Genomic DNA, 11,953 nt, shown 5'->3' on the forward strand with positions numbered 1-11,953 from the left:
CGCTTTTGCCGGGGACCGGTATTGCCCTGCCTTTGCAGGATTATGTCATGGAGTGGGCGAAATAACGGTATGAGGTGAAAAGAATGAACTTCGTGGATCTGCTGCTGGAAAACATCGTAGTCATTTCCGGCGCCGACGTGATAAACATAGTGCTGGACAAATGGGGGAAGCTGCGCCACGGCATAACCGAGGAGACCGCCGCCAATTACCCGCAGTTTATCAACGATCTTTTGCATATCGCGGACTTTAACAATTCGGCTTGCTTTGAGGGGCTGATTTCCTTTGTCTGTTATTGCGACAGGCTGGGCATGGAGAACACCGTCAAAGCTTTCCGCAATATAAAAGCCTACAAAGACGCGGAAATACTTGAAGAAATATTCAACATCGCCGAAGTTCAAAGACTTTACTCCGGCCGGGCGAAAACATTGCCGGACGAAGTGGTTGAGCGGATTGTCTTTCTCGGCGCGGCAATGTATTTTAATCAAGCGGAAACAGAGGTTTGGGAACTATTGGAACAATACGTCGACAAAGAAATGCACAGCTATACCATGCACATAAAAACCCGGTTGAAAAACTGAAGAAAAGGCATTTTTCCTGTAATTTATTATTTTGTTTTTTATGTTATAATACAAATGAAATTATAACCTAAACAGTTCCAGGGGGTTTTCCTGCCAATGCCGGACAAATACGCCAAAAGCGCCGCTAAAAAGACTGCGGGGAAAAAGCGGGCCAAACTTAACTTGCTGCGCTTGTTCGCGGTGGTTTTCGTTATAGGTTTCGTCATAATCTGCGGGACAATAATCGGTTTTGTTACCGCCAGCGTGAAAAACCTGCCCGAACAACTTGGCAGCCTTGAGCCGGCCGCCGCCTCGCAGTTTTTCGACAATCGCGGCAGTCTCATCGCGACGACCAAATCGGAAGAAAACCGCATACCGGTAAAGCTCAGCCAAATTCCTAAGGATGTGCAGGACGCGTTTATCGCGGTTGAGGACATCCGCTTTTACCAGCACGCCGGCATTGACCTGCGCGCCATCCTGCGGGCGGCCTGGAGCAATATAACCAATACGCAGATCGCGGAAGGCGGCAGCACCATAACCCAGCAATTAGCCAAAAATACCGTCCTGACACAAGAGCAGACGCTCAACCGCAAAATACAGGAAGTGGTCGTCGCGCTCAAAATAGAAGAAAAATACACAAAATCCGAAATCCTTGAGATGTACCTTAACCAGATCTATTTCGGGCAGGGCGCTTACGGAGTGCAGTCGGCTTCGATGGTTTACTTCGGCAAAGATGTCGGCAAACTTTCTTTGGCCCAGGCCGCCATGCTGGCGGGCATCCCCAAGAGCCCCAACTATTTTTCGCCGCTCGCCAATTTTGACGCCGCCAAAGAGCGCCAGCACATTGTTTTGGATCAGATGGCAAAATACAAATTCATAACGCCCGAGGAGGCAAAGGCCGCCCGGGAGGAAAAAATCGACGTTACTTCGCACCGCAAAGCCGCTTCCAACAAACTGGATTACTACATTGACTACGTAACGCAGATCCTGATCGATAAATTCGGCGCGGACGCCGTCTACAAAGAAGGCCTGAAGGTATATACGAGCATCGACATGGCCGTGCAGCGGGCGGCGGAAAACGCCATGCGCGACGTGCCTGTTTACGAGACCGACGCCAACGGCCTAGAGCAGCCGCAGGGCGCGCTGATCGCCCTTGACCCGCGCGACGGGCAGATAAAAGCCATGATCGGCGGGCGGGGGACAGATCAATTTAACCGCGCGGTTTTAGCGGTGCGACAGCCCGGCTCCGCTTTTAAACCTTTCGTGTATCTGGCGGCGATCGACAGCGGGCTCACGTCGGCCACGATAATGGACGACAAAGACCTGAAACTGCCCGGCGGCTGGTCGCCGCGCAATTATGACTGGACTTTTCACGGCAAGATAAGCATGCGCACGGCTTTGGTAAACTCCTACAACATCCCCGCCGTTTTTCTCGCCCAGCAGGTAACGCCGGAAAGAGTGCTCAGTTTCGCTCAGAAAATGGGAATATCCACACTTGTGCTCTCAGGCAACGTGAATGACATCAACCTCGCCATGGCGCTCGGCGGGCTGACCCGCGGCGTTACGCCCCTGGAGATGGCCAGCGCGTTCGGCGTGTTTGCGCAAAACGGCTTGTATACGGAACCTGTGGCGGTAATGAAAGTTGTCGACCGCAACAACAAAACGATATTTATGGCGAGAACCAATTCCCGGCAAGTAGTTCCGGTCAACAGCGCATACATCGTCAACAACATGATGCAGGACGTGATCAGCCGCGGCACAGGCTATGCCGCCAACATCGGCCGCCCGGCGGCCGGCAAGACCGGCACTACGAGCGAATACAAAGATGCCTGGTTTGTCGGTTTTACGCCGGACCTGTCCGCCGCCGTATGGATCGGCATTGACAGCGGCGGCGATCTCCGGGGCATGACCGGCGGCGATTTGCCCGCCCGACTGTGGGGCAAATTTATGGCCGAAGCATTGAAAGATACTCCCGCGCAAAACTTCAAACGTCCGCCCGGAGTGATAATACCGCCGGAGCCGGTAATCAAAAAAGACACCGATCCCGTAGAAAAAGACAAAAAACAGCCAGGCGCGTCGCCGCCGATCAAAAGGCCGCCGCCCGCCGCTAAAAACGCCGACAAAAACGATAGCAAAAAACCGGCCGAAACCCCCCCGCCTTCCAACCGGCGGCGAACCGGCGACAGTAAATTGTAAAGTTTCGCCGCCGGCGGCCGCGTTACGCGAACAGCCGATAAATGAACCACGCGGCGGCCAAACCAAGCGCGATAAAAATAAAAGCCGGCAACAGCACAAATACGGAAAAAAGCAAAATAGCCGCCAGCAAAAGGCTTCCCAATATTCCCGAAGGAAAGCGCGCCGTCCAAACCCGTGCGCGCGGATCGTTGCGCCATTCGCGCCGGTCGAAGCCTTGACCCTCGTAAAAACCGTCCTCGTTTATCGTTATCTCCGGCGGTTTTTCCCCCATTCGGTTAAAAGCCGTTTGGCGGTTCAGCTCCTTATCGGGCACGGCGCCGCAATATGGGCAGTCGCCGCCGGTCTCGTCAAATTCCCGGTCGCAGTTCGCGCAGCGCATCAGCTATCCCCCAAAATAATTTTTGCCGCCTCCGGCAGCGCTGCCGCCGATCTGCGGTTAAACTCGTATTCGGTTTTTACCGTGGATCAATATGGTTCAATGATCCATCAGCAACATGATGAAGCCTTCTTCGTTGAGATAGCGCAAATCGTAAGGCTCGATGCCGAGCGCGCGGGAAATGTAGCTTTTGTATCTATAGACGGCGGCCAGCGGCACTTTAAATATGTTCGCGATATAATCATAATCAACGGTAAACGCCGAATTAAGGTCGACAAAAATCGCCACAATGCCAGCCGCCCACAGTTGGGGCTTTTTGACCGCTGTTTTCCTTTGCGCGCAGTAATCGAGCCACATGCGCAGAGCCAGCTGCTGGTCGTGAAAAGAAAACATATTTTCCGCCATAGCTGGCAGCAATTTGCCGATCACGCCCGTATTCACGAGCTTTTCGGCCGGTTGGGAGCGCTGTGCCTGCCGGGGGGCGGCAATATCGGGGACGGCGTTCAGTTTGCTGAAGGTCGTGAAAATATCTATGGCGTGCCGCACCGCCACCGCGTGCCGCCGGAAAAACCCGTCCCAATTGGCGTCCGGCTCCTGCGCCAAGTAAAATTTCATCTGTTTTTCCACTTCGTTCTTTATTCGCCGCCGCAGTTTCAAACTTACCGGTACGCTCATAACGTAATTTACCAGGACCATATTGTCGGAGAAAAGATGCCCCATGAACAAAAGCTCTTTCAGGGGCAGCGTGTTTTCAATCGGATTGGGCAGAAAGAAATTGTGGCCGGTGAAAAGATCCTCGCACTCCAGCCAGTCCTCGGCCGATACGTTTTTGACGAAAAAAACGGCGAAGCGGGCGTTGATCAGCTCGTCCAAAAGTTCGGCCGTTTCCGCCGGATAATCGCCGAGGTCACGGAAATTCCGAAGCGGGGTCTTGTCGTTTTTGAGCAGCCGGTAATCAAAAAGAAAATAATCCCAAAACCCCAGCCAAAAATCCTGCCGGCGGTTCTCGAGGTCATCCTCGTCCCAGCCCATGATGCCATGATACAAAAATATGGCTCGTTCAAAATCGGGCATATACTCCCTTTTCTGGTAAAATTGGTTTAAAAGCAAAAGCAGCTCCTGCAAATGTTCGTCCAATTTAAGATAAATAGGGGCGGGCGCGTCCGGGGTGGCGAATTTGTCGGAAACGAAGGAAAGGTTGATGTCCTTGCGCAGGGCGTCAGGCAATTTCAACTCGCCGCGCGCCATAAACTTAGCGGCCTCGCGCAGCGCGCCGGTCGGCTCAACGATCTTTTTTTGGGACAAATAATCATAAAAATCGATCAAAGTATTGAAATAACGCTCGACCGAAGCCGAATTCAATTTGAAGTCGGCCACGTTGCGCCCAAGCCAATTCAGCATTTCGCGAAAATTAATCAGTTTGGCCTGCTGGAGGGAAATGTCCGCGTAGGCCAAATAAAGGCCGAACATCAAAAGCTGCTGCCACATCGCCTGGAGTTTTTTGTCGTCGGCGTGCTGCCAGGCTTTTTTTCGTAGAAAACCTTCCACCCATTCATATTTAATTATATCGTTCCACGCCGCGTCTTGTTCATAAAAAAAACGCACGGCATCATAAACATTTTTCATCCGTACCCCTCGCCGGTCAAAATTGAACTGATTAATTATACCACAAGAAAAATTGATTGGCAAAATACCGATAAAATTTGAGTTTTTCAAGCGGCAGCCGCAGGGCAGGCGCGCACGGCTTTTTGTAACGCTGTGATAATTTTCGGGCTGTTTTTCTTTAAAAAATATGGTATAATGCCCTTAGTTATCTACAGATAACTAAGGGCATTATTGCGGCAGAGGATAGGTTTTATAGGCATATTATTTTGTTTTGAAAGGAGATCGGCATGAAAAGGAAAAAGTTTTTCGCGGGACTGCTCGGCGTTTTTGCCCTGGGCGCGCCTGCGGTCGCTTTGGCCGAAGATAATGCCGCCGAGTTTGAACTGGCGCCGATCGTGGTTACGGCCACCCGCGTTGCCAGCGACACCAAGGAAGTGGCGGCGGCCGTGCAGGTCATAACCAAAGATGACATGGAGCGGATTGGCGCGCAAGACCTTGGGCAGGTTTTGCGCTTGGCCACCGGCATCCAAGTGGTTGGCGGCACGGGCAAAAAAAGCATAAACATCCGCGGCTTTGACTCGCGCTTTTCCATGATCATGGTGGACGGCCGCCGCCTTGCTGCGGAACCGGATCAGCTTTTTGAACTGGGGCGCATACCGCTGGCCAACATCGAGCGCGTCGAGATCGTCCGCGGGCCGCAAAGCGCCCTTTACGGCACCGAGGCTTTGGGCGGCGTAGTCAATATAATTACGCGAAACGCCAAAGAGCAGTCCTTCAATCTGTCTTTGGATCTTGGGCGCTACGCCCACGACAAGAGCGACACGGGCAATTACGATTTTAATTTCCAGTCCGGCCAGGCCGGGCGCTTCCGCTATTCCCTGTATGCGTCTTACCGCGACAGCCAGCCCTTGTACCGAGGGCCCGGTTATACCTACCAACCTTATGGCTGGCATCGGGACGTCGGGACGCGGATCGACTACGACCTGTCCCCGACGGAAACCCTTACCCTCAACCTTTCTTACGGGGAGGAAAGGACGAATGAAATAACCTTTAGGCCCAATCCATCGTTTTTGCGCCGGACGCTGGACAACAACCGGCGCGACGAGCAGTCGCTCAGCTATACCCGCAAGGCCGAAGGAACCGAACTGTTCTTTCGTTATTACCAGGGGCGGCTCAGCAAAGATGTCGATCAATTGAACAATACTACCGGCGCCCTGATGAACTCGGGCAGTTGGGTACGGGCCGAACGCGTCATGCGCGTCTTGGAAGGACGCCTGACCAGAAAAATAAACGAGCGGCATACCTTAGTTGCCGGCGCCGAATACCGGCCGGAAAAGTTCCGCGGCACCGCCGTGAATACCGGCGAAGGCATTTTCTACGTTACCTACGCGGGAACTACGAAACAAGGTTCTACCGCCTGGCTTGATTATCTCGGCCTGTATGTTCAGGACGAATGGCGGGTTACGCCTAAATTCAAAACCATTCTTGCCCTGCGTTATGACGACAACAACAAATTTGGCAGCGATTTCAGCCCCAAACTTGGATTGATTTATCAGTTTGACGACGCGTCAAGGCTGAAAATCAACGCCGCAAAAGCTTTCCGCAGCCCAACGCCCAACCAGCTTTACAATATGACCGCCGGACAAATTGGCAATCCGAACCTGCGCTCGGAAAAAGCCAATTCTTACGACTTGTCCTATGAAAAGGAATTCGCCCGCTCCCGTTATAAAATTACTTGGTTCTACAACGACGTGAAAAATCTTATTGATATTTCTTCCGGCCAATACACAAATATTGACAAAGCGACCATTCAAGGATTGGAAGCGGAATACGCTGTCAAATTAGGTAAAAACTGGTCGTGGGCGAACAGCTATGCCTTGCTGGACGCAACCAACGACACAACTCATGCCCGCTTGCCTAACCGCGCGCGCGACCTATTCACTTCGCGCCTGTCCTGGGACGACCATAAATGCTTTACTGCCGATTTCTGGGCGCAGCTTTATGGCAGCTATCTGCCGGCCAACGATGCGAGTATCGCCAATCAGCGCGCGCGTTCTTACGTTCTCTGGAATCTTGCCGGCAGCTGCAAATTAAACAAAAACACCAAGATAGTCGCCGGGCTTTACAACATATTCGACAAGCGCGACGAAGACACCTTGGAAATGGGGCGCTATTGGCATGTCAGCATGCGACTGAGCTTTTGACGTCGTTGACCATGAGCGTTCGGCAGCTTCACTGTCCAATGGCCGTACTTTGCCGAGCCGACGCGCTCTATTAAGCCCAACGCTTTTAGCGCTTGAATGTGAACCTGAACGTTGCGCGGCGCCATGGCGACTGCCTTGGCAATGGCTTTTGCGGTTGCTATCGGTTCAGTTTGCGCCGACATTTTCTTCAATGCGTTCTACGATGTTTTTTGCGCCGCCAACATCGGTGTCAAACCCGATCTTCTTCCAGATAATTGTTTTCCTCTTTCTTGTAAAGCGGCCGCATTTTTTGCTGCAATGAAGGCTGGCCGCTTTGCGCGTATTCGCAGGCTGAACGATAAAGTTCCGCCTGCGCGTCAATTTGGGGCGGGCGGCTGCCAAACCGCCGGTATGTGCCGTTGCTGCCCATAGTGTAAGCCTTGACGTTGTCTTTAAGATAAACGTCCAGTATGTTTTTAATCCTTTCGATATGTTCGCCCCTTTCGACCGGGAAAAGCAGTTCCACCCTGTCGTTAAGGTTTCTTTCCATCCAGTCCGCGCTGGAAAGGTACACTTCTTCTTCGCCGCCGTTGAAGAAATAAAATATCCGCGTATGTTCAAGATAGCGGCCGACAATGCTGCGGACGGCGATGTTTTCGCTTACGTTCTGCTTGCCGCCGATAAGACCGCAAATCCCCCGCACTATGAGGTCGATCCTTACGCCGGCGTGGGACGCTTCGTAAAGCTTTAAGATCATGTCTCGGTCGATCAAGGAATTCATTTTGGCAATGATGCGTCCTGTTCCGCCATTTTTGGCAATGGCGATTTCGTTGTTGATAAGCTTATAAAACTTTTCCCGGAGACCAATGGGAGCCATGGCAAGTTTGTCCAAAAGCGGAGGCTCCGAGTAACCTGACAGCACATTGAAGAAAGCCGAGGCGTCCGCGCCTATTTGCTCGTTGGAGGTGATTATGCCCATATCGGTATACAAGGCGGCGGTATTGTCGTTGTAGTTGCCTGTGCCCAGGTGCACGTAGCGTTTAATCCGGCCGTTTTCCAGCCGGACGATCAAAATGATCTTGGAATGGGTTTTCAGTCCGACCAGGCCGTATATGACGTGGCAGCCTGATTTTTCCAGCCGCTTGGCCCAGGTTATATTATTTTCTTCGTCAAATCGTGCCTTTAGCTCTACCAGCACCGTTACCTGCTTGCCGTTTTCCGCGGCTCGCGCCAAAGCGTCCACTATGGGGGAATTGCCGCTAACCCGGTAAAGGGTCTGTTTTATTGCCAGCACCTCCGGATCCTCGGCCGCGTTGCACACCAATTTGACCAGCGGCTCGAAAGATTCAAAAGGATGGTGAAGCATGATGTCTTTTTCCTTTGCCAAAGCCAGAATGTCATCGCAGCATAGAAGGTCGGCCGGCGTTTGGGGAGGCTGCGGCGCATTGCAAAGGGACGCGAAATCGGGCATGTTCGCCAACTTGAAAAAACAAGTAAGATCAAGCGGCCCGTTTATTTCATATATGTCGCTTTTGTCCAGCGACAGATTTTTCTTTAAAAAAATTATTATTTCATCGTCGTCGGCGGCATTGACTTCCAAACGCACCACGTCGCCGCGGCTGCGTTTGCGCAAGGAGCGCTCGACTTCTTTCAGCAAGTCGTCCGTGTCAATGTCGTCAATATAAAGGTCGGCGTTCCTGGTTATGCGAAAAGGCAGAACCGTTTTTATCTTATGGCCCGGGAAAAGCGCCTGGCAATATTGCATAATCAACTCTTCCAGGAAGACGAAAACGCGGCCGCTGTCGTTTGTTTTTACTTCCAGAAGGCGCGGCAGCACGGACGGCACCTGTACAAAGGCGATATGCTTGTGTTCGCTTTTATCGTTTTTATTTTCCTGAAAAGTTACCGCCAGATTGACGCTGCGGTTGGCCAGGAAAGGGAACGGCCTGCTGGCGTCCACCGCCATGGGCGTCAAAACAGGAAAAACCGTGTTGTTGAAATACTGGCGTAGCCATTCCCCGCCCTCCGGGGAAAGATCGCCCGTGCGGGCGATAATTATGCCGTGATTGCGCAATTCTTTAATGAGCGGGAACAGATACTTATAAAATGTTTTCATCATCTTGTGCGTGGCAGCCGATACTTTGTCAAACTGAGCCGTTGCCGTAAGGCCCGCCGGGTCGCGCCCTTGGTAGCCGCTTTCCAGAAGGTCTATCAAATTGGCTACCCGCACCATGAAAAACTCGTCAAGGTTTGCGGCGGCGATACTGATAAAGCGCAGGCGCTCCAATAAAGGAAGTTCCCTCACGGTAGATTCGTTCAGGACCCGGGCGTTGAATTTCAGCCAGCTTAGCTCCCGGTTTATGAAGTTCTCCGGCATATTGAATTTGCTTTTGCTCAAGGGGGCATATTTCGGCATTTTCTTTACCTCAACCATCCATTTCAAGCAAAACCGGCTTCAGGCCGAAAACTTCTTCAAACGCGGCGCTTTTGTCCTCAATCGTCCAGCGTTCCAGCGACATATCCTGGCCGGCCTTTACTATTATTTGCATTTCATCGCCTTTTAAAGATATTTTGCATTGAGCGGCCTTTTGTCTGTAACTGCGATCCAGCGCGTCCGCGATGCGCAAAATAGCCGACAGTTTGGCGACTATCGGCATGAGGTCGCGTTTTGGCCCGGCCATGCCTTCCATTGGTTTGGAGAAAAGGTCTTTGGCGTGATAATAAACTATGTAGGCGACCAGCTGTTTTTCTTCGTCGCTCAACCCAAATATGTCAGTGGACAAAATCAGCCTGTATGAATAAAAATAATGCTGCCGGAGATTGACGAATTTCCCTATGTCGTGGAGAATCGACGCTATTTGCAGAATAAGCCTGTGCCGGTCGGAAAATCTATAAGGCTTTCGCATACGCGCAAAAATCTGCTCCGAGAGTCTGGCGACTTGTTTGGCGTGCGCGCTTTGGTAGTTGTAATGTTTGGCGATGTTGCCGACAAAATTTACTATTTCAGCATCAAGCTCGCGCAGCCACTCATGGTTTTTCTCCCTGGCTATGTACAAAACGACCATGGCGTCAATAAAACTGTCGGGGGGGACGACTATTTCCTGAACCGAGGTCAGGGCGATGAGCTGCTGATAAAAAATAATCGTGGGCAGGACAATTTCCGCGACCTGTTCGCTCAGGGCAAATTCGTGCATTATTTTTGCCAGCTTCATATCAATTACGCGCTGGTAAAGCGCTTCGAAAAGACTGGTCGGCAAAATGGCGACTTTGTCTTTCAGATCTTTTTTGCCCAGCATGTTCAGCAGCAGGGAGGTATTTGTCCCCGACAGCACGATCCTTTGAATGTTGAAGTTTTGCAGATTGTCATGGACCGGCGAAACAATGCTGTTCAGATATTCCGTCAGGGACGTATTGAAAGCGGCGGTGGAACGCTGCTTTTTGTCAAAACTTTCCTTTACGCGGATAACGCCGATATGTATGTTCTGCTGATATTTTATCTCGCCGTTTTCCACCATGGTAATGCCCAGGCCGCCCGAGGAAATATCCGCGAACAGCGTGGCCGAACCGTCGGCGCCGATGCCCGCTTTTTTCAGCGTCCTGGCGATGGAGATATATTTGTAATATATTTCCAAAGGCATGTCAATGACTTCCACTTTGAGCCCTGTCGCCATCAATATCTGATCGATCATGAAAACGCGGTTGCGCGCTTCGCGCATGGCGGTAGTTCCAATAAGAAAATAGTTTTCCACGCCGTATTCTTTCATCAGGCGTTTGTAATTGTTGAGAATTTCGCAAAGTTCCCTGACCAAAACCAAAGAAACCATGCCGGTTTTAAATGTTTCTTCGCCTATCCTTACCCGCTGCTCGGCAAAATCCAGAACTTTTATGTATTCAAGCGAGCGGTACTCTACAATTTTCAAACTTACTTTTTCCGATCCCAAATGAATCGCGGCAAAAATGTCCGCCGCTTTTTTACTCATGGCCAGTCACCTCTGGCGCCGCGCAAAACGGCTTCATTTCCCAATATAGTTTTTATTCTACACAAAAAGCCGAATCCCTGCCGTAAAAAATGGCAAAGATGCCTTGCCCTTTTAGGCGGCGTTGGCCTTTTGGGCCGCGTGCAGAAGAAACAGTTTTTTTATTGCCATTTTTGTGCTATTGTTAAAAAGGAACGCCGGCCAAGCCAAATACCTGAAAAGAGCATCCCGGAGGAAAAGCATGCAACGCGTAGGCATAATCGATCTTGGCTCAAACGCCGCCCGATTGGTAATTGTGCACATCCATGAAGACAACTCGCACTATTTAATTTACGCGCAAAGGAGTTCCCTGCGCCTGAGCCAGCGTATCAATAAAAACGACGAGATTACGGCGGACGCGGTCAAAGACATACTTGACGCGATCCATAAATTTCGCCACATGTGCGTATTGTTTCAAACGACAAAAATTATCGGGGCGGCTACCGCCGCCATGCGCGGCGCCAAAAACGGCAATGAAATCATAAACCTGATAAAAAAAGAAACCGGGCTGGAGATAGACATCATCAGCGGCGAAACCGAGGCCTATTACGGCTATCTGGGCGTCGTCAACACCATTGACGAAAAAAACGCCGTGCTTTTTGATTTGGGCGGCGGCAGCATAGAGCTCGCGCTCATACGCGACCGCCGCGCGGAACATTTGGTCAGCCTGAACATTGGCACGACGAACATGACCGAAAAATTCAAGATTTCCGACAAGATGCCCAGCAAGACTTTTCGGGAGATAACTGCGTATATCGGGCAAAAAATAAAAAAATCCTTTCCCTGGCTGAAAAATTCCAAACTGCCGATCATCGGCATAGGCGGCACCGTGCGTAACGTCGCCAAGATATATCAACGGCGCGTAAATTACAGTTACCCGAAACTGCACAATTATCGCCTGAACAATGCCCAGTTTAACGAGGTGTTCAATATCCTGCGCAATACCAGCTGCGAACAAAGAAAAAAAATACCCGGTCTCAACAGCGAACGCGCCGATATCATTTTGGCCGGCGAGATCGG

The 11,953-nt window shown here is 51.3% G+C and carries 8 protein-coding genes; 4 read left to right on the forward strand and 4 right to left on the reverse strand.

What is annotated here, in order from left to right:
- Positions 1-83 precede the first annotated feature (83 nt).
- Complete coding sequence (locus tag LBO03_01375) at positions 84-578, forward strand: hypothetical protein (protein MDR3348252.1); 495 nt, start codon at positions 84-86, stop codon at positions 576-578.
- A 96-nt stretch (positions 579-674) separates the two neighbouring features.
- Entirely contained in the window at positions 675-2,753 is a 2,079-nt protein-coding gene (locus LBO03_01380) for a PBP1A family penicillin-binding protein (protein ID MDR3348253.1), read from the forward strand.
- A gap of 22 nt (positions 2,754-2,775) precedes the next feature.
- Here LBO03_01380 and LBO03_01385 read toward each other — a convergent pair whose 3' ends face one another.
- Positions 2,776-3,132 (reverse strand): hypothetical protein, encoded by a 357-nt coding sequence (locus LBO03_01385; protein MDR3348254.1) that lies wholly within the window; start codon positions 3,130-3,132, stop codon positions 2,776-2,778.
- Positions 3,133-3,228: 96 nt separating this feature from the next.
- Complete coding sequence (locus LBO03_01390; GenBank protein MDR3348255.1) at positions 3,229-4,755, reverse strand: hypothetical protein; 1,527 nt, start codon at positions 4,753-4,755, stop codon at positions 3,229-3,231.
- Between the two features lie 266 nt (positions 4,756-5,021).
- Between LBO03_01390 and LBO03_01395 the strand changes: the two genes are divergently transcribed.
- Positions 5,022-6,938: a TonB-dependent receptor gene (locus tag LBO03_01395; protein MDR3348256.1), complete on the forward strand. Its 1,917-nt coding sequence runs from the start codon at positions 5,022-5,024 to the stop codon at positions 6,936-6,938.
- 229 nt (positions 6,939-7,167) lie between these two features.
- On the opposite strand, the gene LBO03_01400 is transcribed toward LBO03_01395, so the two are convergent.
- Both LBO03_01400 and LBO03_01405 read right to left on the reverse strand, forming a co-directional pair.
- Positions 7,168-9,333 carry an RNA degradosome polyphosphate kinase gene (locus LBO03_01400; GenBank protein MDR3348257.1) on the reverse strand — a complete coding sequence of 722 codons (2,166 nt, stop codon included), beginning with the start codon at positions 9,331-9,333 and terminating at the stop codon, positions 7,168-7,170.
- Positions 9,334-9,343: 10 nt separating this feature from the next.
- Entirely contained in the window at positions 9,344-10,897 is a 1,554-nt protein-coding gene (locus LBO03_01405; protein ID MDR3348258.1) for an HD domain-containing protein, read from the reverse strand.
- 238 nt (positions 10,898-11,135) lie between these two features.
- On the opposite strand from LBO03_01405, the gene LBO03_01410 reads away from it, so the two are divergent.
- On the forward strand, positions 11,136-11,953 hold an 818-nt coding region (locus LBO03_01410), incomplete at its 3' end, for a Ppx/GppA family phosphatase (protein ID MDR3348259.1).

Source organism: Acidaminococcales bacterium (genome assembly GCA_031290885.1).
Taxonomy (GTDB): Bacteria; Bacillota; Negativicutes; order Acidaminococcales; family JAISLQ01; genus JAISLQ01.

Excerpts from the sequence above, each read along its gene's own strand:
- LBO03_01375 (MDR3348252.1), top strand. The coding sequence starts at position 84 with ATGAACTTCGTGGATCTGCTGCTGGAAAACATCGTAGTCATTTCCGGC.
- LBO03_01380 (MDR3348253.1), top strand. The coding sequence starts at position 675 with ATGCCGGACAAATACGCCAAAAGCGCCGCTAAAAAGACTGCGGGGAAA.
- LBO03_01385 (MDR3348254.1), bottom strand. The coding sequence starts at position 3,132 with ATGCGCTGCGCGAACTGCGACCGGGAATTTGACGAGACCGGCGGCGAC.
- LBO03_01390 (MDR3348255.1), bottom strand. The coding sequence starts at position 4,755 with ATGAAAAATGTTTATGATGCCGTGCGTTTTTTTTATGAACAAGACGCG.
- LBO03_01395 (MDR3348256.1), top strand. The coding sequence starts at position 5,022 with ATGAAAAGGAAAAAGTTTTTCGCGGGACTGCTCGGCGTTTTTGCCCTG.
- LBO03_01400 (MDR3348257.1), bottom strand. The coding sequence starts at position 9,333 with ATGCCGAAATATGCCCCCTTGAGCAAAAGCAAATTCAATATGCCGGAG.
- LBO03_01405 (MDR3348258.1), bottom strand. The coding sequence starts at position 10,897 with ATGAGTAAAAAAGCGGCGGACATTTTTGCCGCGATTCATTTGGGATCG.